This is a genomic window from Isoptericola sp. NPDC057391 (assembly GCF_042668085.1).
Taxonomy (GTDB): Bacteria; Actinomycetota; Actinomycetes; order Actinomycetales; family Cellulomonadaceae; genus Isoptericola.
The window spans coordinates 1-21,244 of the sequence record NZ_JBHVBO010000055.1; the positions used below are offsets into that span (position 1 = coordinate 1).

General features: G+C 76.6%; 17 protein-coding genes. 6 read left to right on the forward strand and 11 right to left on the reverse strand.

The features are described 5' to 3' along the window. A partial coding sequence (locus tag ACFUVW_RS09485; RefSeq protein WP_430571081.1) for a DinB family protein occupies positions 1-627 on the forward strand: 627 nt, incomplete at its 5' end. Positions 628-687: 60 nt separating this feature from the next. Here the strand turns inward: ACFUVW_RS09485 and ACFUVW_RS09490 are convergent. Genes ACFUVW_RS09490 through ACFUVW_RS09500 form a run of 3 tightly spaced genes read right to left on the reverse strand, consistent with a single transcriptional unit; the run spans position 688 to position 2,934 of the window. Further along, positions 688-2,091, reverse strand: a complete 1,404-nt coding sequence (locus tag ACFUVW_RS09490; protein WP_430571082.1) for a chloride channel protein — start codon at positions 2,089-2,091, stop codon at positions 688-690. Between the two features lie 38 nt (positions 2,092-2,129). Further along, positions 2,130-2,510 (reverse strand): SHOCT domain-containing protein, encoded by a 381-nt coding sequence (locus tag ACFUVW_RS09495; protein ID WP_430571083.1) that lies wholly within the window; start codon positions 2,508-2,510, stop codon positions 2,130-2,132. 1 nt (position 2,511) lies between these two features. Continuing rightward, positions 2,512-2,934 (reverse strand): DUF6325 family protein, encoded by a 423-nt coding sequence (locus ACFUVW_RS09500; protein WP_430571084.1) that lies wholly within the window; start codon positions 2,932-2,934, stop codon positions 2,512-2,514. 222 nt (positions 2,935-3,156) lie between these two features. On the opposite strand from ACFUVW_RS09500, the gene ACFUVW_RS09505 reads away from it, so the two are divergent. Continuing rightward, a complete protein-coding gene (locus tag ACFUVW_RS09505) occupies positions 3,157-3,906 on the forward strand; it encodes a hypothetical protein (RefSeq protein WP_430571085.1) in 750 nt (249 codons plus the stop codon). 15 nt (positions 3,907-3,921) lie between these two features. Here ACFUVW_RS09505 and ACFUVW_RS09510 read toward each other — a convergent pair whose 3' ends face one another. After that, positions 3,922-5,004, reverse strand: a complete 1,083-nt coding sequence (locus tag ACFUVW_RS09510; protein ID WP_430571086.1) for a substrate-binding domain-containing protein — start codon at positions 5,002-5,004, stop codon at positions 3,922-3,924. 130 nt (positions 5,005-5,134) lie between these two features. Between ACFUVW_RS09510 and ACFUVW_RS09515 the strand changes: the two genes are divergently transcribed. The 4 genes from ACFUVW_RS09515 (at position 5,135) to ACFUVW_RS09530 (ending at position 12,343) form a co-directional block, all read left to right on the forward strand. Further along, a complete protein-coding gene (locus tag ACFUVW_RS09515) occupies positions 5,135-7,375 on the forward strand; it encodes a DUF2264 domain-containing protein (RefSeq protein WP_430571087.1) in 2,241 nt (746 codons plus the stop codon). Beyond that, positions 7,372-8,400 (forward strand): hydroxyacid dehydrogenase, encoded by a 1,029-nt coding sequence (locus ACFUVW_RS09520; protein ID WP_430571088.1) that lies wholly within the window; start codon positions 7,372-7,374, stop codon positions 8,398-8,400. Before ACFUVW_RS09515 ends, ACFUVW_RS09520 begins: the two co-directional genes overlap by 4 nt. 119 nt (positions 8,401-8,519) lie before the next feature. Next, positions 8,520-11,249: a Tat pathway signal sequence domain protein gene (locus tag ACFUVW_RS09525; protein WP_430571089.1), complete on the forward strand. Its 2,730-nt coding sequence runs from the start codon at positions 8,520-8,522 to the stop codon at positions 11,247-11,249. Next, positions 11,246-12,343, forward strand: a complete 1,098-nt coding sequence (locus ACFUVW_RS09530; RefSeq protein ID WP_430571090.1) for a GDSL-type esterase/lipase family protein — start codon at positions 11,246-11,248, stop codon at positions 12,341-12,343. Before ACFUVW_RS09525 ends, ACFUVW_RS09530 begins: the two co-directional genes overlap by 4 nt. 40 nt (positions 12,344-12,383) lie before the next feature. On the opposite strand, the gene ACFUVW_RS09535 is transcribed toward ACFUVW_RS09530, so the two are convergent. From ACFUVW_RS09535 to ACFUVW_RS09565, 7 genes are all read right to left on the reverse strand, one after another. Continuing rightward, a complete protein-coding gene (locus ACFUVW_RS09535; RefSeq protein ID WP_430571091.1) occupies positions 12,384-13,466 on the reverse strand; it encodes a DNA polymerase IV in 1,083 nt (360 codons plus the stop codon). A 55-nt stretch (positions 13,467-13,521) separates the two neighbouring features. Then, positions 13,522-14,397 carry an HpcH/HpaI aldolase/citrate lyase family protein gene (locus ACFUVW_RS09540; protein ID WP_430571092.1) on the reverse strand — a complete coding sequence of 292 codons (876 nt, stop codon included), beginning with the start codon at positions 14,395-14,397 and terminating at the stop codon, positions 13,522-13,524. Continuing rightward, the gene (locus tag ACFUVW_RS09545) at positions 14,394-15,602 is read right to left on the reverse strand and encodes a CaiB/BaiF CoA transferase family protein (RefSeq protein WP_430571093.1); all 1,209 of its coding nucleotides are present in this window, start codon (positions 15,600-15,602) and stop codon (positions 14,394-14,396) included. The genes ACFUVW_RS09540 and ACFUVW_RS09545 overlap by 4 nt, the downstream gene beginning before the upstream one ends. Then, positions 15,599-17,635, reverse strand: coding sequence for an SUMF1/EgtB/PvdO family nonheme iron enzyme (locus ACFUVW_RS09550; RefSeq protein ID WP_430571094.1), 2,037 nt, complete (start codon positions 17,633-17,635; stop codon positions 15,599-15,601). The genes ACFUVW_RS09545 and ACFUVW_RS09550 overlap by 4 nt, the downstream gene beginning before the upstream one ends. A 44-nt stretch (positions 17,636-17,679) precedes the next feature. Next, positions 17,680-18,585: a ribokinase gene (locus tag ACFUVW_RS09555; RefSeq protein WP_430571095.1), complete on the reverse strand. Its 906-nt coding sequence runs from the start codon at positions 18,583-18,585 to the stop codon at positions 17,680-17,682. Then, entirely contained in the window at positions 18,582-19,994 is a 1,413-nt protein-coding gene (locus ACFUVW_RS09560; RefSeq protein ID WP_430571096.1) for an ADP-ribosylglycohydrolase family protein, read from the reverse strand. The genes ACFUVW_RS09555 and ACFUVW_RS09560 overlap by 4 nt, the downstream gene beginning before the upstream one ends. Continuing rightward, a partial coding sequence (locus tag ACFUVW_RS09565) for an ADP-ribosylglycohydrolase family protein (protein WP_430571097.1) occupies positions 19,991-21,244 on the reverse strand: 1,254 nt, incomplete at its 5' end. The genes ACFUVW_RS09560 and ACFUVW_RS09565, both read right to left, overlap by 4 nt.

The following is a 21,244-nucleotide window of genomic DNA, read 5'->3' on the forward strand; positions in this document are numbered from 1 at the left end:
ACCACCCATGAGGACCCCGCCGCCACGGCCGCGGCGCTGCGCGCCGCGCTCGACGACGGCGGGCTCCGGCTGCCGGTGCCCGTCCCCGAGCTCCCTGCCGACACCCGCGTGGACCCGGCGCTGCGCGCGGACGAGGTCACCACCTTGCGCGCCTTCCTCGACTACCACCGCGACACGCTGCGCCGGAAGACCGCCGGGCTCACCGCGGAGCAGCTGCGCACCCCGTTGCCGCCCAGCACGATGACGCTGGGCGGGCTGCTCAAGCACCTCGCGTACGTGGAGTCGAACTGGTTCGTCGAGGTGTTCGACGGCGGGCCCGCGCTGCCGCCGTTCGACACGGCCGACTGGGCCGCCGACCGGGACTGGGAATGGCACAGCGCCGCGGACGACACCCCGCAGGACCTGCACGCGCTCTTCGACGCCGCCGTGGCGGCCGCCGACCGGTCGATCGACGCGGCCCTCGAGGCCGGTGGGCTGGACGCCACGTCGACCCGCGAGTCGCGACGGGCCGGCGAGGGCGCGTTCAGCCTGCGCTGGATCCTCGTGCACATGATCGAGGAGTACGCGCGTCACAACGGCCATGCCGACCTGCTGCGCGAGGCCCTGGACGGCACGACCGGGGAGTGAGCCGGCCGCAGGCCGGGGACCTCGGGGTCGTCGGAGGCGTCGGACGCGTCGGGGCAGGGGTCAGGCGGCCGAGGCCCGCGCCTGGGCCCGCGCCTCGCGGCGCGGCCGCAGGAGGAACTGCTCGGTGGTGTACCCCACGACGACCGCGACGATCACCACCGGGGCCAGCGACGGTGCCGACGTCCCCAGGAGCATGACCACCAGCACCGTGGACGAGACGGGGAACGGCAGGGTCGCCGCCGTCGCCGCGCCCATGCCGGCGACAAGGGCCGGCACCGCCCCGTACCCGGGCAGCCCGGCGACGAGGGCCCCGGCCGCGGCCCCGAGGAGCACGGCGGGGAAGATCGGGCCGCCGCGCAGGGTGCCGAGCGAGACGGCGTAGGCGAGCCCCTTGAGCACCAGGAGCGCGACGAGAGCACCCGCGCCCCACGCCGCGGGGTCCGCCGCGAGTGCGGGCAGCAGCGCCTGGCCCGAGAGTGCGACCTCCTCCGGCGACCGCCCGGTGGTCAGGGCGTAGGCCGACGCGCTCACCGCGACCACGAGCGCGCCGAGCACGGCCGCGGCGAACGGCCGGGACACCGCCCGGCGGGCGACGCCCTCGCCCACGCGGTGCACCACCCGGACCACGACGGCGACGACCACCGCCACGGGCAGGGTCCACAGCACGTCCGCGAGGTCGGGCCGCACCGGGACGTCGATGTCGGGCAGCGCCAGCGACGCGATCTCGAGGCCGGTCCACGACCCCATGCCCGTGAACACGAGGGCGCCCACCCCGGAGGCCGCGAGGCTGGGGAGCACGACGGCCGCGAGCCGCGCGCCCGCCAGCCCCGCCATCGCCGAGGCCTCCACCACGAACACGGCGCCGACCACCGGGCTGCCGAAGATCGCGGACAGCGCCGCCGCGGACCCGGCGACCGCGAGCACCTGGCGCGCCGGGTCCCCGAGCTGCGCGTCCCACGGCCGCACGAGCACCAGGGCCAGCGCGGCGCCGATCGCGAGCAGCGGGGCCTCGGGGCCGAGGACGACGCCGAGCGGGAGGCCGACGACCGCCGCCAGGAGCACCCCTGGGACGTGGGAGGCGGGCACGGGGCCCAGGCTCAGCCCGTCGACGGGCGCGTGCCCGCCGTGGCCCGGCAGCGAGCGGACCGCGACCCCGACCGCGACGCCGGCGACCACCAGCCACGGCAGGGGCCACCACCACGGCGGCCCGTCGAAGCCCCAGGCCTCCGGGAGCGTCTCCCACACCAGGTGGGTCAGCTCGTGCAGGACCGCGAGGAACAGGAAGGCCGCCACCGACACGGGGATGCCGAGCAGCGCGCTGACCCCGAGGAAGCGGGCCCACGGACGGCGCGTGGTCGGGTTGTCGGCACCGTCGGCACCGCCGGCACCGCCGGCACCGCCGGCGCTGGCGGCACTGTCGGCGCTGCCGGCGCTGCCGGCGCTGGCGGCACTGTCGGCGGTCACGGCGGCTCCTCGGGGTGCGCGGGGACGACGGCGGTCGCTCAGCCGAGCAGCTTGGCCTTGGCGGCGGCGAACTCCGCGTCCGACAGGACGCCGGCGGCCTTGAGGTCGCCGAGCTGCGTGAGCTTCGCGATGAGGTCGTCCCCCGCGGGCGCCGCGGCGACCTGCGCCTGCTGCTGGGCCTGCAGCTGCGCCTGCTGCTGGGCGTAGGCCTGCTGCTGGGCGTACGCCTGCTGCTGGGCGTACGCCTGCTCCTGCGCCTGCTGGGCCTGGTACTGCTGAGCCTCGTACTGCTGCTGCTCGCGCGAGGCGGCACGGCGGTTCATCGCCCTGCTGGTCGCGTTCGCCGTCCCGGTGATCACGGCCGTGCGGGCCATCGTGCCGATCAGCCCGGGCCGGCCCATCCGTCGCAGAGGGGGCATGTCAGTTCTCCTTCTCGATCTCGTCGGTGAGGGCGTCGATCGCCTCGGCCGGCACGCGCGTCCAGTCGAGCACCTGCCCGCCGGCGCCGCGCACCGCGGCGCCGAGGCCGCGCGCCCACGTGTGCTCGAACACGAGCATCCCGACCGCCGAGCCTGGCGCGAGCTCGTCGGCGATGTCCTCGACGTCGTCGGCCGCGAGCAGCCCGGCGGGCTCGCCCACGATGCGGGCCAGCTCGTCGGCGCCGCTGTCGCTCGCCTCGAGCCACTCGACCGACCCGTCGTCGCCCTTGCGCACGACGAGCGCGTCGAGCACGTCGATCGTGCCGGCGTCGACGAGACGCCCCAGCTCGGCGACGATCTCGCCCTTGAAGTCGCTCCGGGGAAACTCGATGAGCACGAGCTCCACGGGTCCGGTGGGTCGCATGTCCTGCCTCTCGGTCGACTGTCGGCGGGGGGCGGGCGTGGCGGAGGCCCCCGCCCGTGCCCGTCCTGCCGACACTCTGGCACCGCTGCGTGCCGACCGCATGCCGGGCGGCACAAGTCACCCCGCACGCCCGTTCCGGGGGCGAAGTCGCAGGTCATCCGCCACGATGAGCCGTGACCGCGGGGGCGACGGAGACCCGGCGCGGGGGACGGAGGGCGACGGATGACGCAGCGGGACGAGACCGAACCTGGCGGCGCCTCCGCCCCTGGCGGCCCCACCGACCAGGGCGGCTCCGCCGGGAGCACGGTGAGCCGGCGGGTCGAGATCGCGGCCACCGTCCTGCTCGCCCTGGCGACCGTCGTGACGGCGTGGTCGGCGTTCCAGGCCACCAAGTGGTCGGGCGTGCAGGCCAACAGCTATGCCGCGGCCGGGGCCGCCCGGGCGGAGTCCACGCGCGCCTCCACCGAGGCCGGCCAGCTCACGGTCATGGACGTGACGGCGTTCGCGTCCTGGATCGACGCCGTCGCGGCGGAGACCCGCGCGGGCCGGGACTCCGGGCTCGCGGAGGACGGGACCTACCAGCCCGTGGACGGGACCGAGTCCGAGTTCCTGTACACGCGCTTCCGGCCGGAGATGCTTCCCGCGTTCGACGCCTGGCTCGCCACCGACCCGGTGCACGACGACAGCGCGCCGCGCACGCCGTTCCTCCTGCCCGAGTACCGGCTCGAGGCGCAGGAGCGCGCCGACGCCGAGCTCGACCGCGCCGAGGACCTGTCCGCGACCGCCCGTCGCGCCAACCAGAACGGCGACAACTACGTGCTGACGTCCATCCTGTTCGCGTCGGTCGCGCTGTTCGCCGCGCTCAGCACCAAGCTGGCCCACCGCACGGCCCGCCGCGGGCTGCTCGGCGTCGCCGCGGTGCTGTTCGCGGTGTCGACCGTGGTGGTGCTGACGTTCCCGAAGGAGCTGTGACGCCGTCCCGACCCGTCAGGACGCGGCAGCGCCGCAGGACCCGCGGACGGTGAGGCGCGGCAGCAGGGCGACGTGCCGCGGCGACCCCTGCGCGCCGGGCAACTCGCCGCCCTCGTCCCCCACGATCCGCCCGACGAGCAGGCGCAGCGCCTCCCGGCCCAGCTCGCGACGGGGCGGGGTGACCGTCGTGAGCGGCACGACGGCGAGCTCCGCGTTCTCGTCGTCGTAGGCCACGACGGCGAGGTCGTCGGGCACGCGCAGGCCGCGGTCCAGCGCGGCCTCGACCAGCCGCGCGGCGTGGTCGTCGGTGTGCACGAGGACGGCGCGCGTGCCCGTCTCGCGGCACCGGTCGAGGAGGGCGGACAGCTCGCGCTCGAGCCCGGCCGGGTCGCCCTCGCCCTTGGGCAGCGACACGTCCGGGCCCGGCTCGACGCCGAGCCGGGCGACCGCGGTCGCGAAGCCCTCGCGCACGTGCGGGGCGGTCGGCGTCCGGTCGTAGACCGCCAGGCCGATCCTGTTGTGTCCGAGCCCGGCGAGGTGCTCCACGGCGAGCACGGCCCCGTGGGCGTGGTCCGAGCGCACCTGGTCGAGCTCGCTCAGGGCGGTGAGCCCGTCGACGCGCCGCTCCACGACGACCACCGGCACCGGCACCGACCGCAGCCAGGCCGCGAGCTCCTCCGGCGACCGGTCCCGGGTGGTCGGGGCGACGACGATCCCCTGGACGCCCAGGCCGACGAGCCGGTCCACCTGGGCCGCCTCCACCTCCGGCCGGTAGTGCGAGACGCCCAGCACGAGGCGGACGTGCAGGCTCGGCGCGAGCGCCTCCATGCCGCGCACGAGCGGCGGGAAGTGCACCGTGGAGCTCGGCACGACGACGCCCACCAGCACGCGGGCCGCCTGGGGCTCGCGCGCCGAGCGCAGGGCGACGGCCCCGCCGTGCACGCGCGCCAGCCGACCCGCGCGGTCGAGCTCGACGATGTCGCGGCGGATCGTCACCTCGGCGACGCCCAGCGCGGCCGCCGCCTCGGCCGAGCGCACGCTCCCCCGCAGCGCCACCTCGCGCAGCAGGTACTCGTGCCGGGCCGTGGGCAGGTGCATGGGACCTCCGTCGTCGTCGAGCGGGCCGGGGCGGCAGTGACAGAGCAGCACCGTAGTCGACCATGTCCGGGGATGATCGGAATTGTTCGGACCTCCCCTGGGGCGGCGAGTGCTGGGCGAGGATGCCGAGGTGACACCCCCTGCGACGACGCCACCCAGCACCTCGAGCACGGACGCCACCTCGCGAAGCACGCCGGGACGCACGCCGGGAAGCACGCCGGGAAGCACGGCGGGGGCGTCGAGCTCCGACCCGCGTCTCGCGCCCGCCCGCCGCTGGACGCGCGAGAGGTGGCTCGCGACCGCCGACGGTCTGCTGGACGCGGTCCGCCCCTACACCTCTCCCGGCGGCGCGCTGATCACGCTGCCCGGGCCGGTCAGCGGGTCGGGCGTGTGGAGCGACGGGCTCGAGGGGTACGCGCGGACGTTCCTGCTCGCGGCGTTCCGCCTGCGCGGCGAGGACGGTCGTGACCCGCACGGCCTGCTCGAGCGGTACGCGGAAGGGCTGCGGCACGGCACGGACCCGGCGGGCCCCGAGCGGTGGCCCCGGGTCGACGAGCGGCGGCAGGCCGTGGTCGAGGCGGCGTCCGTGGCGATCGGCCTGTCCGAGACGCGGCCGTGGCTGTGGGACCACCTCGACGACGGCACCCGCCGGCGTACGGTCGACTGGCTGGCCGGTGTGGTCGGCACGCGCGGCTACACGAACAACTGGCTGTGGTTCCAGAACGTGATCGAGGCGTTCCTGGCGAGCGTCGGTGGGCCGTGGGAGCAGGCCGACCTGGACCACAACGCCGAGACCGCCGAGTCCCTGTACGTGGGCGACGGCTGGTACTCCGACGGCCGCGGTCGCGGCGGGCGGCGGCAGAACTTCGACCACTACGCGGGCTGGGCGTGGCACGTCTACCCGCTGCTGCACGCCCGGATCGAGGGCCGTCCGCTCGCCGTCGTGCACGCGGAGCGCCTGCGGGCCTTCCTCGACCAGGCCCGGCACCTGGTCGGCTCGCGCGGCGCGCCGACGCTGCAGGGGCGCTCGGTGACCTACCGGCACGCCGTGCTCGCCCCGTTCTGGGCGGGGGCGATCGCCGACGCGACGCCGCTGAGCCCCGGCGCCACCCGCGCGCTGACCGCCGCGGTGGCCGAGCACTTCGACGCCGCGGGGGCCGTCGACGACCGCGGCCTGCTGCCCGTGGGCTGGCACGGCCGCTTTGACCGCGTGCGCCAGCTCTACACCGGCGGCTCGTCGCCGTACTGGGCGAGCAAGGGCTTCCTCGGTCTGCTGCTCGGCGCCGACCACCCCGTCTGGACGGCGACGCCGGAGCTCCCCGAGGCGTGGCACGCGCCCCGCTCCGTCGCCCTCCGGGCGCCCGGCTGGCTGGTGAGCGCCACGCCCGCCGACGGCGTCGTGCGCCTGCTCAACCACGGGTCCGACCGCGCCATCGAGCACGCGCTCGCCCCGCGCGCGGACGACCCGTTCTACCGGCGCCTCGCCTACTCCGGCGCCACGTCCCCGCAGCTGGGGGCGCGTGACGTCGCCGCCCCGCTCGACTCGCACACCGCGCTCCTCGACGTGCGGGGCGTGCCCTCCCACCGCGACACCGTCGAGCGGGTGCACCTGGACGACGCCGTGGCCGTGTCCCGGTCCCGGGTCTGCTGGCTCGACCTTCCCGGCGTCCCCGGTCGGGACGACGACCGACCCGAGGGCGTGCCGGGCGACGACGCCGGGTGGGCGGGCCTGCGGCTCGGCCCGGTGCTCACGACCGCCTCGGTGGTGCGCGGCCCGGACGAGGTGCGCCTCGCGTGGTGGACTCCCGCCACGACGGCGGTGCCCGGCCGTGCTCCGCAGCCGGGCACCACCGCCCAGGACCTGGACCGGGACGCCGCGTGGCCCGTCGACGCCGGCCCGTGGCGGCTGCACGTGGGCGGGTGGCCGCTCGCCGCGGCGAGGGACGGGGCGCTGCACGTCGAGCGGAGCGCCGACCCCTCCGGCTCCCGGGTCCGGGTCGTCCGCGACGACGGCACGTCCTCGCACGTGCGCGCCCTGGCCGTGGCCTGCGGGGACGACGCCGGCGGTGCTCCGGGCGCGCCGTCCGGCACCCCGCTGGACACGGTCGGCGCGGCGCGCCGGTCCGGGTCGGACCCGCTCGGCGCGGCCTCCGCCGTGCCCTGGCTGCGCACGTCGGCGCCGGTCGGCGCCGGCGAGGTGGTCGCCGCGCTGGTCGTCCTGACTGGTGAGGACGACGACCGGGACCGGCCGGTCCCCTCGGTGCGGGTGCGCCGCGGCGCGGACGGCGGCCCGCCCGCCGCCGTGGAGGTGCGGTGGCCGGACGGCCGCGTCGACACGGTGCCGACGGGCGCGACAGGGACGGCGTCGTGAGCCGGCTCCGCGCAGCCTTCGCCATGCGCCACGCCGACCTCGTGTCCGACCTGTTCGACGACGCCGCGGTCGCCAGGCTGCGGGACGTGGCCGACGTGGCCGACGGCGTGCTCACCCCCGACGCGCTCTCCCGTGCCGCCGGGCGCGGGCAGGGCGCGACCGACGACGTCCTCGCGGGCGTCGACGTCCTGCTCACCGGCTGGGGGGCGCCGCGGGTCGACGACGCGCTGCTGCGGCGCGCGCCGCGCCTGCGCGCCGTCGTGCACGCCGCGGGGTCGGTGAAGCCGCTGGTCACGCCGGCCCTGTGGGCGCGCGGCGTGCGGGTGTCCAGTGCCGCGGCCGCCAACGCGCGCCCGGTGGCCGAGTACACGCTGGCGACGGTGCTGCTGGCCGGCAAGCGGGTGCTCGAGGCCGCGGACGCCTTCGCGGCGCACCGCCGCTTCGACGGCTGGGAGCTGCCCGTCCCGCTGGGCAACCACGGCCTGACGGTCGGCGTCGTCGGGGCGTCGCGGATCGGCCGGCAGGTGATGCGGCTGCTCGCGCCGTTCGACGTCGAGGTCCTCCTGCACGACCCGTGGGTCGACGCGGACGGTGCGCGCGCCCTCGGCGCCACGGTCGTGTCGCTCGACGACCTCGTGCGGGCGAGCGACGTCGTGACGGTGCACGCCCCCGACCTGCCGGAGACGTACCGGATGATCGGCGCGTGTCAGCTGGCCCTCATGCCGGACGCGGCGACGCTGGTGAACACCGCGCGGGGGCGCCTCGTCGACACCCCGGCGCTCACACGGGAGGTCCTGTCGGGCCGGCTGCGCGCCGTGCTCGACGTCACCGACCCCGAGCCGCTGCCCGCCGACCACGCCCTGTGGGAGGCGCCCGGGGCGCTGCTCACCCCGCACGTCGCCGGGTCGCTGGGCAACGAGCTGCGCCGGCTCGGAGACCTCGCCGTGGGCGAGGTGGAGCTCCTCGCGGCCGGCGCGCCGCTCGGGCACGAGGTGCTTCCGGAGCAGCTCGGCACCACCGCCTGACACGCGGTCCCCTCCGCGTCCGGTTTTGCGCGTTTCACGATCGGTTGCGCGAACGTCTTCCACGATGGGCCCGTCCGCCGACGGACAACGCACCCACCGTCACGAAGGAGTGACCCACCGTGGTCGACGTCAGCCGCCGTACCGTCCTCACCTCCGCACTCGCCGCCGGCGCGGTCGCCGCGCTCAGCTCGCGCACCGCGAGCGCCGCACCGGCCGCCGCCGCGGTCCCCCTCGCGCCCACCGGCCACGACCCGGTCGACGTGCGCTGGCTGGAGGGCGGCGCCCCCTCGGCCCTCGCCGGCGGCGCGACCTGGGGCGTGCCCTGGCCGCGCGGAGCCCTGGCCGGGGACCAGCAGCTCGCCCTCACCACCGCGGCCGGCGAGGCCGTGCCCGTGCAGACCTGGCCCACCGCGTGGTGGCCCGACGGGTCGCTGAAGTGGACCGCGCACGCAGTGAGCGAGTCCGCGCCGCGGGCCGACACCTACCGGCTCGCGCCCGGTACGCCGGCACGCGGCGAGCACGCGATCACCGTGCAGGAGAACCCCGGCAAGGTCGTGGTCGACACCGGTGTCGTGCAGGTCGAGTTCGGCCGGCGCGGCGACAAGGTCGTCCGGGCGGTCCGGCGTGGCGGGGAGGTGATCGCGAAGGACGGGCGGCTCGTCGTGCAGCGGCAGGACGCCGCGGACACCGACCGTGGCGCGAAGATCGGCTTCGAGGAGTTCGCGGGCACGGTCGAGAAGGTCACGGTGGAGCAGTCCGGCCCCGTGCGCGTCGTGGTCAAGGTCGAGGGCAGGCATCGCAAGGGGCGCCGCGACTGGCTGCCGTTCGTGCTGCGCTTCGCGCTGTTCGCCGGCTCGGACGGCATCCGGCTCGTGCACACGTTCTTCTTCGACGGCGACGAGGAGAAGGACTTCATCACCGGGCTCGGGGTGCGGTTCACGGTCCCGATGCGCGGCGAGCTGTACGACCGGCACGTGCGCTTCGCCGGCCCGGACGGCGGCGTCCTCGCCGAAGCCGTGCGCGGCATCACGGGAATGCGCCGCGACCCGGGCGAGGCCGTGCGCAGCGCCCAGATCGAGGGCCGGGCGCTGCCCGACCCCGCCACCTGGGACCAGCGGGTCACCACCCGCCTGGAGTGGATCCCCGCCTGGGGCGACCACAGCCTGTCTCAGCTCACCGCGCACGGGTTCGAGATCCGCAAGCGCACCGGCGCGGGGCACTCGTGGATCCGGTCGGACGCCGGCACGCGCGCGCCGGGACTCGGGTACGTGGGCACACCGTCGGGCGGGCTCGCGTTCGGGATGCGCGACTTCTGGCAGCTGCACCCCACGGAGCTGGAGATCACCGGCGCCGCGACCGACGAGGCGGACGCCACGGTCTGGATGTGGTCGCCGCGGGCCGAGGCGATGGACCTGCGGTTCTACCACGACGGCATGGGCCAGGACACCTACCCCGAGCAGCTCGACGCGCTCGAGATCACCTACGAGGACTACGAGCCCGGGTTCGGCACCCCCTACGGCGTCGCGCGCACCACGGAGCTGATGTTCTGGGCCCTGGCCGCCACGCCCACCGCCGCGCGGTTCGCCGAGCTCGCCGCGGCCACCTCCACCCCGCCCCTGCCCGCGAGCAGCCCGCAGCACAACCACGCCGCGGGCGTCTTCGGGTCCTGGTCGCCCGTGGACCGGTCCACCGCGACGCGGTCGACGATCGAGGACCGCCTCGAGGCGATCCACCGCTACCACCTGGAGCAGGTGGACCAGCGTTCCTGGTACGGGTTCTGGGACTACGGCGACGTCATGCACTCCTACGACGGCGACCGGCACCAGTGGCGCTACGACGTCGGCGGCTACGCCTGGGACAACTCGGAGCTGTCGACGGACCTGTGGCTCTGGTACCACTACCTGCGCACGGGCGACGCGGCGGCCTTCCGGTTCGCCGAGGCGATGAGCCGGCACACCGGCGAGGTGGACCAGTACCACCTCGGCGAGTGGAAGGGCCTGGGCACCCGGCACGGCGTGCAGCACTGGGGCGACAGCGCCAAGCAGGTGCGCATCAGCAACGCGAACTACCGCCGGTTCGCCTACTTCCTCACGGGCGACGAGCGCTCCGGCGACCTGCTGCGTGAGCTCGTCGACTCCGACCGCACGTACCTGGTCCTCAACGCGGGCCGCAAGGTGGACGGGTCCACCGGCGAGTACGACCCGGACCCGACGGCGCTCCCGCTGAGCAAGACCACCGACTGGGGCGCCATCGCCGGGGCGTGGCTCACCGAGTGGGAGCGCGGCGGCGACCCGCGGGCCCGCGAGCGCCTGCTGGCGAGCGCGCGGTCGATCGCCGCGCTGCCCAACGCGTGGGTGCAGGCCGGCTCCACGTACGACCTGGAGACGGCGACGTTCAGCTCCGGGCCCCAGAAGGCGGTGGAGGTGGGCAGCCTCAGCTCCGTGTTCGGCCTGATCGAGGTCATGACGGAGCTGCTGGACCTGGTGGACGAGCCCGAGGTCGAGGCGCGCTGGGTGGAGTTCTGCCGGCTGTACAACGCCTCGCGCGAGGAGCAGGCAGCCGTCACCGGCGAGCACTGGGGCAGCCTCAACCTCAAGCAGTCGTACTCGCGTGCCACCGCGTACGCCGCCGTCCGCCTGGACGACGACGCGCTCGCCGCGCGCGCCTGGAAGGAGCTGGCGACCGGGCACGCCGGCTACCCGGACGACATGGACTGGGGCACGCACCGGGTGGAGCCGCCCGCGGTGCTGCACGCGGTGGACGAGGCCGACTTCTCGTCCAACGCGTCCGCGCAGTACGGCCTCGCGGCGATCCAGTGCCTGGCCCTCGTCGGGGAGAAGCTGTCGTGAGCGCCGGACGCCGCCCCCTCGCCCGGCTCGCGACGGCCACGCTCTGCGCGGCCGCCACCGCCACCGTGCTGGCCGGCCCGCCCGCGCACGCCGCCGCCGGAAGACCCGGCCTCGACGGCCCCCGCCCCGCCGCGGCGCTGCTCGAGCAGTGCACCGGGACCGACCCCGTGGTGTGCACCTACCCCGACCTGCCGCCCGGCCACTACGACGTCACCGTCATGCTGGGTGACCGGCTCGGCGCCGCCAGCACGCAGGTGCAGGCCGAGGCCCGGCGCCTCATGGTGGACACCGTCCACACGGCCGACGGCGAGCTCGCGAGACGCACGTTCACCGTCAACGTCCGCGACCCGGAGAGCCAGCAGAACCAGCCCGTCGGCGAGGGCACGCCCGGCCTCACGCTCACGTTCACCGGTGACGCCCCGCACGTCGCCGGGATCGGGATCCGGCCCGCCGACGCGCGCACCCCGCGCCTCGCCCTGCTCGGCGACTCCACCGTCACCGACCAGGGCGGGGCCCCGTACACCGGGTGGGGCCAGCGGCTGCCCGCGCACCTGCGGATCGGGGTCAGCGTGATCAACCACTCCGGCTCCGGCGAGAGCACCGTCTCCGTGCTCGCCAAGCCCGAGATGTTCGACGCCCTGGTGCCGCAGCTGCGCCCCGGCGACGTCGCGCTCGTGCAGCTCGCGCACAACGACAAGACCACGACCGCCGAGCAGTACCGGGCCAACCTCACCGAGATCGTGGAGCGCGTCCGGGCGACCGGCGCGACGCCCGTGCTCGTCACCCCGGTCGTCCGGCTCCGGTTCGACGGCGACCAGCTCAGCTCGACGGGTCTGATCGAGACCGCCGCCGGCAGCCTCCCGCAGCACGTCCGCGACGTGGCCGCCGACCTCGACGCCGACCTCGTCGACCTCACCGCGCTGAGCGAGGAGCTGGTCGAAGGGCTCGGCCCCGTCGACGCCCAGCCGATCTACCTGGTCCGGGAGAACGGCGACCGCACCCACACCTCGTGGTACGGGGCCGGGGTGTATGCCGACCTCGTGGCGGGCGAGCTGCGCCGCCTCGGCCTCGTGCCCGAGCGGTACTGGCGCTGAGCCGCGCGGCGCCCGGCGAGGCCCTCGCCCGGCCGCGGCCTCAGACCCGGCCGCGCACCGGCGTGCTCCCGCCGCGCGTCTCGCCGTCGGGCATGACCATCTCGGCGCGCACGCCGAGCAGCCGCACCTCGCGGCCGGGCTCCAGCCCGGCCGCGAGGTCCAGCACCGCCGCGGTCACCTCGTCGAGGGAGAGGGTCGGGGCGGGCAGCGTCCGCGAGAGCGTCCGGGTGGAGAAGGGCGCGTAGCGCACCTTCAGCCCCACCCGGAACACCGCACGACCCTCGGCCTCGGTGTCCGCGTGCGCCTGCGCGGCCAGCTCCCGCAGCGCCGCCTCGACCTGCTGGGGCGTCGTGAGGTTGCGCTGGAAGGTGGTCTCGCGGCTGTGCCCGCGGGCCACCCACGGGGTGTCGTCGACGACGGCGGAGCCGTGCCCGCGGCCCAGCTCCCGGTACCAGGCGCCCATGCGCGGTCCGAACTCGCCGACCAGGACGGTCTCGTCCGCGGCGGCGAGCTGGGCGACCGTGTCGATGCCGTGCGCCGCCAGCCGCCTCGACACCTTGGTGCCGACGCCCCACAGGTCGACGGTGGGCCGGGGCCCCATCACGGCGGACCAGTTCTCGGCGGTGAGGCGGAACACGCCCGCGGGCTTGCCGAACCCGGTCGCGATCTTCGCGCGGACCTTGGTGTCACCGATGCCGACCGAGCAGTGCAGCGCGGTCGCGTCGAGCACGGCCCCCTGCACGCTCCGGGCGAAAGCCTCCGGGTCGTCGCCGTCGTACCCGAGGAAGGCCTCGTCCCAGCCGAGGACCTCCACCACCGTGCCGAGCCCGCGCAGCGCCTCCATCACCTGCGCGCTCGCCGCGTCGTACGCCTCGTGGTCCACCGGCAGCACGACCGCCTCCGGGACCTTGCGGACCGCGACCCGCAGCGGCATCCCCGAGCGGACCCCGTACGCGCGCGCTTCGTACGACGCCGTGGAGACCACGGTGCGCTCGGCCGGGTCGCCCCGCCCGCCCACGATCACGGGCCGTCCTGCGAGCTCCGGGCGCCGCAGCACCTCGACCGCGGCCAGGAACTGGTCGAGGTCGACGTGCAGCACCCAGCGGAAGCGGCGCGCGCCCATGCCCCGAGTCTGCGTCACGGCCCCGGGGGCCTGCTCACCGACGGCGTCGGGCCGGTCACGCCTCCGGGGAAGGCGCCGCGCGCCGCGCGAGCGCCAGGGTCCAGCGCGCCCGCTCGACCATCGCGACGTCGAGGAACGTCCCGTCGGGCAGCACGACGGTGCCCGACCCCGCGTCCGCGGCGTCGGCCACGGCGCGCACGACCTCGCGCGCACGGTCGACCTCGTCCGCCGTGGGTGCGAAGGCCTCGCGGATGGTCGCGAGCTGTGCCGGGTGGATCGCCGTCCGGCCGCAGAAGCCGAGCGCGCGACCGGCGCGGCAGGACGCGGCGAGGCCGTCCAGGTCGCGCACGTGCGTGTAGGCGGACATCGCCGGGGCGGGCAGCCCCGCGGCGCGGGCGGCGACGACGACCCGCGCGCGGGCCCAGGCCAGGCCCGCCTCGTCGTCGACCCGCAGGTCCGACCGGAGGTCGGCCTCGCCGAGCCCGACCGACGCGACCTGCGGCGACGCCGTCGCGAGCTCGAACGCCCGCTCGACGCCGAGCGCCGACTCCAGCAGCAGGTGCAGGCTGCGGCCGGGCAGGGCCGCGGCGAGGGCGCGCACCTCCGCGATGGTCTCGACCTTCGGCACGCGCACCCCGACGGCCTCGGGCAGGCCGGCGACGGCGGCGACGTCGCCCGCGTGCCACGGCGTCGCGGGGTGGTTGACCCGCACCTGCGCCGCGGGCGTGCCGCCCGTGCCGGGGTCCCCCAGGAGCTCGGCGAGGTGGGCGCGCGCGGTGTCCTTCGCCGCCGGGGCGACGGCGTCCTCGAGGTCCACGAGCACGGCGTCCGCCCCCGAGCCGAGCGCCTTGACCACCCGGTCCGGCCGGTCCGCCGGCACGTACAGCAGCGTGAGCGGCTGCTCCTGCTCGGCCGCGGGGGGCGCGCTCACACCGCCCCCTCGGCCCGCAGGGCGTCGACGCGCTCGGGCGAGAAGCCCAGCTCGCCCAGCACCTCGTCGGTGTCGGCGCCGTGCGCGCGACCCGTGTGCCGGATGACCCCGTCGTTCCCCGACAGCCGGAACAGCGGGCCCTGCATGAGCAGCGGCCCGAGCTCCGGGTCGTCGATCTCGTGGATCGTGCCGAGGGCGCGGAACTGGGGGTCGTCGACGATGTCGTGCGCGTCGTAGATCGGCGCCACGGCCGCCTGCGCCTCCTCGAACGCCGCGACGACCTCGTCCCGGGTGCGGCGGGCGATCCAGCCGCCGACGGCGTCGTCGAGCTCGTCGGCGTGCTGCGCCCGGTCGACGCCGCGGGCGAACCATGGCTCGTCGATCAGCTCGGGGCGGCCCACCAGGCGCATCACGCGCTCCGCGATGGACTGGGCGGACGTCGACACCGCGACCCAGTGCCCGTCGACCGTGCGGTAGGTGTTGCGCGGCGCGTTGTTCGCCGAGCGGTTGCCGGTGCGCGGCTGCACCGTGCGCAGCTGGTCCCAGCGGGTGATCTGCGGCCCGAGCATCGCGAGGATCGGCTCGACGATCGCCGTGTCGACCACCTGCCCCCGGCCGGTGCGCTCCCGCGCGGACAGCGCGACCATGATGGCGAACGCCGTCGCCAGCGACGCGACGCCGTCCGCCAGCCCGAACGGCGGCAGCGTGGGCGGGCCGTCCGGCTCGCCCGTCATCGCGGCGAACCCGCTCATCGCCTCGGCGAGGGTGCCGAAGCCGGGCCGCGTGCGGTACGGGCCGACCTGCCCGAAGCCGCTCACGCGGGCCAGCACCAGGCGCGGGTTGCGCTCGGCCAGCTCCTCGTAGCCGAGCCCCCAGCGCTCCAGGGTGCCGGGCCGGAAGTTCTCGACGACCACGTCCGAGCGCTCGGCGAGCGCGAGGAAGACCTCGCGGCCGCCGGGGCTGCCGAGGTTCGCCGTGATGGTGCGCTTGTTGCGTCCGAGGGTCTTCCACCACAGGTTGACGCCGTCCTTCGCGGCCCCGTGCGTGCGCGACGGGTCCGGCTTGGCCGGGTGCTCCACCTTGACCACGTCGGCGCCCAGGTCGCCCAGGTGCATGGCCGCCATGGGGCCGGCGAAGAGGGTGGACGCGTCCACCACCCGCAGGCCGGCGAGCGCGCCGTCCGCGGGGTCGCGAGAGACGGTCATCGGGTCACCTCCGTCGTGTCCACGGCGCCCGGAGCGGTGGCGGGCGCCCCGGCGAGGTCCCAGGCGCACCGGAACCCGACCGTCGACCCGCGGGCGAGGCCCAGGCCGGGCAGCAGCAGCTTCACCGCGTGGTCCGGCGCGTGCCGGCCGCCCTCGACGTACCAGTCCGAGCCCTCGGCGCGGTAGTCGCTGCCTCCCTTGATCATGACGTACCGGGTGCGGCCGTCGCTGTGCTCGCTGTCCGTCCAGCCCCAGACGGCGGGGGCGCCGCGCCGGAAGCCCGGGCCCTCGCCCGCGAGCTGCCACTCGTCCTCGGTGGGCAGCCGGCCGCCGCGCCAGGCGCAGTACGCGCGCGCGTCGTCGAGGTCGACGAACGTCACCGGCTGGTCGTCGGTGCCCGGCACCGGCCGGCCGTCCGCCCAGTGCGCGAGGAAGCGGTGCGGCTCGGCCGGGGCATAGCCGGTGGCGTCGAGGAACGCGGCGAACTGCGCGTTCGTCACCTCGGTCGCGCCCACGGCGACCGGCGCCGCGAGCTCGCCGTCGCGCTGCAGGGTGCGCGCGTCGTGCAGGCGCGGGGGCAACGGCTTCCACTCGTCGACGTACGGCGCCCCCTGGTACATCCCGGTCTCGCGGGCGCGGTAGCGCACCGTGAGCGCGTACGGCCCGGCGGGGAGGACGACGGCGTCCGCGTCGGGCCCGGCGTCGGGCGCCGGGGCGGTGGGGGCCGCGGGACGACACCGCCGTGCGAGGCGGTGCGGGAAGCGGGCGTCCGCGTCGTGCGCGAGCGCCGGGTCCGTGCCCAGGGCGGCGACGGCGGCCCGCAGCCCGGCCGCCCAGGCCGGCCCGCCGGTGCCCTCCCCGCCGCTCACCAGCGCGGCGATCCCCCGGCCGGGGACGCCGACGTGCGCGTCGTCGCCCGCGAGGGCAGGGCCAAGATAGTCCTCGTCGCCGCGGTTCACCAGCGTCCAGAGGGTGACGCCGTCGGCCTCCCATCGCGACGCGTACACGCCGGCGGCCTCCGCCTCGGGCGCGAGCTCCGCGAGCGGCGTCCAGGTGCCGGTGGTGAGGAGCTCGTGCGCGGCGCGCTGCACGGTCACCATGCGGCGCACGGTGGCGGCGTCGCGGGCGGACCAGCCGACCCACACCCCGAAGACGACCTCCCACACCATGACGCCGACGCCGTTGAGCCACGCCGACTGCAGCTCCTCGGTGTGGTCACGGTGCCAGCGCCGCACGTGGTGCTGCATGTGGCGCCGCTCGTACCAGTGCGCCCGCAGCACGCCGGGCACGGGCGAGTCCGCGAAGAACTGGGCCCACGACGACGAGTGGTCCTCGATGCGCTCGACCGGCAGCTTCGACTCGCCCTCCAGCACGATCCCCGGGCGGGCCGCTTCCAGCCGGGCCACGAGCTCCGGCTCCGCCTTCTTCAGCGTGTCGAGGAAGACGCCGTCGGCGCCCAGGTCGCGGACCAGCGCGGCCAGCTCCGTGAGGTCGTCGTCGCCGCGGCGGGTGCCCGTGTCCCACGGGTTGTAGTCGACGAAGACGCGCAGGCCCGCGTCGTGGAGCGCCGCCACGAGGTCGACGAGGCCGGGCACGTCGCGGTAGAAGTCCCACTGGTTGCGGTCGTCGATCCCGATCACCGGGTAGGCGTGCCACAGCACGACGGCGTCCAGCCCGGCGAACCGCTCGCGCGCGTCGGCGAGGAAGCGCTCCGGGGTGAACCGGTGCTCCTCGAACGAGTACAGCAGCTCGTCCCACAGCCACACCTGCGCCACCGTGCGGCACCCCGCCGCCCAGGCCGCCTCGGGTCGGTCGTAGGCGACCCCGGTGTAGCCGTGCCGCTCCCGGGCGTCCGAGCGCCAGACCACCAGGCGCTCGCGCCACGCCGGTCGGTCGGCCGGGTCCGCCGGGCCGACGAAGATCTTCGCCTCGTCGAGCGCCACGCTCTGCTCGGGGGTCAGCGGGCCGTCGAGCGGCACCTCGGTGGGGCGGTCGATCGGTCGCGGGACGAGGGGGTCGAACGTGTACGTCATGGCTGCTCTCTACGGACGGGCCGTGGTCGGTCGGTGCGGGCGGGTCAGGCGGTGCCGGCGAGGGCGGTGACCTCGGACGCCGCGGGGACCGCGTCCTGCGCGCCGGGCCGGGTCACGGCGAGCGCGCCGGCGGCCGCGGCGAGGCGGGCGGCGGCGGCCAGGTCGTCGCCCCGGGCGAGGGCCGCGGCGAGGACGCCGCAGAAGGTGTCGCCGGCGCCGGTGGTGTCCACGGGCTCCACCCGGTGCGCGGCCACGCGGACCGGGTCGAGGCCTCGGCGGGCGACGAGGCCGCCCTCGCCGCCGAGCGTGACGACCACCGCCGGCACCCGCTCCAGCAGCGCCGCGGCGAGCGCCTCGGGGGCGTCGGCGCCGGGCGCGTCCGCGAGGTCGGCCGCCTCGTGCTCGTTCACGACGAGCACGTCCACGGCGGCCCACACGTCGTCCGGCAGCGGGCGCGACGGCGCGGCGTTGAGCACCAGCAGCGCGCCGGGCCGTCGGGCGGCCGCCGCGTCGCGCACCACGTCGAGGGGGATCTCCAGCTGGGCGAGGACGACGTCCGCCGCGGCGATCCGCTCGGCCTGCGGCGCCTCGACCGCGAGGTGGGAGTTCGCCCCGGGCGCGACGACGATCGCGTTCTCGCCGTCCGGGGAGACTGTGATGAGGGCCGTGCCGGTGGGCACGTCCAGGCGCCAGACCAGGTCGGTCCGCACCCCGGCGCGCCGGAGCGAGGCGAGGAGCAGGTCGGCCGAGTCGTCGCGGCCGACCGCGCCGACGAACGACGTCTCCGCTCCCCCGGCCCGCGCGGCCCCGGCGGCCTGGTTCGCGCCCTTGCCGCCCGGGCTGCGGCGCAGGTCCCCGCCCAGGATGGTCTCGCCGCCGGCCGGGTGCCGCGGCACGTCGACCACCAGGTCCACGTTGGCCGACCCGACCACCACGACGCGCCCGCTCATCGCCCGCTCCCCTCGCCCGGGCCCCGGCCCGGGTCCTCGTCGCCGCCGGGCCCCGCCGCTCGCGCGAGGGCGGTGGTGCGCGCGGCGAGGTCCGCGATCCGGCGCTCGCCGCCGGGCAGCGAGGTCGCGATGCGCCCGTCGAGCGGCGTCGTCCACCGGTCCCCGATGCCGGCCACGCCGCGCAGAGCGCCCACCACGCCGCCGACGGTGGCGGCCGCCGAGTCGGTGTCCCAGCCCGCCGTCACCGCGACGGCCACGCTCGGGCCGAACTCGCCGCGCCCCGCCGCGAGGGCGTACGCGATCACCGCCGCGTTGTGCAGCACGTGCACCCAGTGCAGGTCGCCGTAGGTGTCGTGCAGCCGGTCGAGGTCGGCGCGGACCGCCGCCTCCGTGCCGTCGGACCCGGCGCCGAGCTCGCGGCCGAGGCGCACGGCGGCGGCGAGCCGGCTGTCCGGGGGCACGACGGCGTCGGCCGCGTCGAGGACCTGCTCGACGTCGTGGGCCACCACGGCCGCCGCGCCGAGCGCCGCCGCCCACATCGCCCCGTACACGCCGTTGCGGGTGTGGCTGAGGCGGGCGTCGGTCCAGGCGAGCCGAGCCGCGCCGCGCACGTCGCCGGGGCTGACCCAGCCCAGCAGGTCGGTGCGGATGAGGGCCCCGATCCACTCCCGGAACGGGTTGTGGTGCGTGGCCGTCTCCGGCACCGGGCGGGCGTCGAGGACGTTGCGGTACGCGGCGCGCTCGGCCGTGAACGCACGGCCGGCGGGCATGAGGTCGAGCCAGAGCTGGGCGACGTCGTCCGTGGTGAACCCGCGCCCGCGCGTCTCCAGGAGCTCCAGGGCCAGGATCGGGTAGTTGAGGTCGTCGTCCTCCGGCATCCCGTCGATGTTCTCCTCGAGGGAGGTCGGGGCGGAGCGGCGGTTCCACGGCCAGCGCGCGGCCACGTCGTCGGGCAGCCCGACGGCGGTGAACCAGCGGTCCAGCGGCCAGCGCCCCGTCGCGCGCAGGATCTCCTCGATGCCCTCCCGCGGGATCTTCTCCACCGGCTTGCCGAGCAGGCAGCCCGCGGCGCGCCCCGTCCAGGCGCCGAGCACCCGGGCGTCGAGGTCCGCGCCCGCGGCGGGCAGCGCGCGAGCGGCCGGCAGCAGGGCGGCGATGGCGTCCCAGTCGTCCGGCTCCGCCGGGGCGGGCGCGGCAGGACGCGCGTCGAGCTCGTCGAGCAGCGTGCGGGCGAGGGCGCGCAGCTGCGACGTCGCCGGCACGGGGCCGGCGCCGCTCACGGCCGGCTCGGGGTCTCCCCCGGCCGACACCCAGCGCTCGCGGACGTCGGCGGTCTCCTTGCCCTCGGCCGCGGACTGGACGAGCTCGTGCGCCAGGAGGTCCTCCGGCTGGGCCCAGGTCAGCCTCACGCCGGCTCCCCCACCGTGTCGTGGCCGGGGGCCGGCACCGCCGCGTCGAGCGCCTCCATCCCTGCGAGGCGCGCCCGGGCCCGCTCGGCGTCGGCGCGCACGATGTCCGCGGCGGCGGACGCCATGAGGCGCCCGGTCTCGCGGACGTCCATGCGGCTCGCCTGCTCGATCTCGTCCAGCCACTCGGTGGGGACCACCTCGCTGCCGCCGAGCCCGGCGGCCACCGCGCCGGCCATGACGGCGATGGAGTCGGCGTCGCGCCCGTAGTTCACCGCGGCGAGCACGGCCCCGCGGTAGTCCCCGCGGTGCCCGAGCAGCATGCCGAGCGCGGCAGGCAGCTCCTCGATCGACTTCGTCCGCGAGGGCCGCCGGGCGTCCATCGACATCTGCCGGTAGGCCGGCCCGACGGAGTCGAACGGCGCCACGGTGTCGCGCACGAGCCGCGCGAGCTCGCGCTCCTCCTCGTCGGTCGTGGGCGCGGTCGTCCAGCCGTCGAAGGCCTCGACCATGGCGTGCAGCGCGTCCGCCGTGCCGTCGTGCGCGACGTCGAGCGCCGCGTGCACGACGTCGTCCAGGGTCGCGCCGGGCGCGACCGACGCCGCCACCATCGCGGCGAAGACGCCCGCGGCCTCGCGGCCGTAGCTCGACTGGTGGGCGCCGGTGAGGTCGATCGCCTCCGCGTAGGCGCCGCGCGGGTCCCCCGGGTTCGCGAGGCCGACCGGCGCGACGTACATGGCGGCGCCGCAGTTCACGACGTTGCCGACGCCCGCCTCGCGCGGGTCCACGTGCCCGTAGTGCAGCCGGGCGACCATCCACTTCTCGGCGAGGAACACGCGCTGCAGCAGCAGCGCCGTCGACTCGAGCTCCGGGATCCAGCGCGGCTCGCCGATCATGAGCGGCACGAGGTCCTCCGCGACCGCGTACGCGTCGAGGTGGTCGCGGCGCTTGGCGTAGACCTCCACGACGGCCCGCGTCATGAGGGTGTCGTCGGTGATGTGCCCGTCGCCCTTGTGGTACGGCGCGATGGGGCGCGCGTCGCGCCAGTTCGGGTACCAGGGCCCGACGATCCCGGTCACCCGGCCGCCGTGCCGCTCTTCGATCTGCTCGGGGGTCCAGCCCTCGACGGCACCGCCGAGCGCGTCGCCCACCGCGGCTCCGGTGATCACGGCCATCGATCGGTCGTCCAGCCAGGTCACAGTCACTCCCTCGTCGTCCTGCCGGGACGCGCGTCTCGCGCCCCGGGGTGGTCG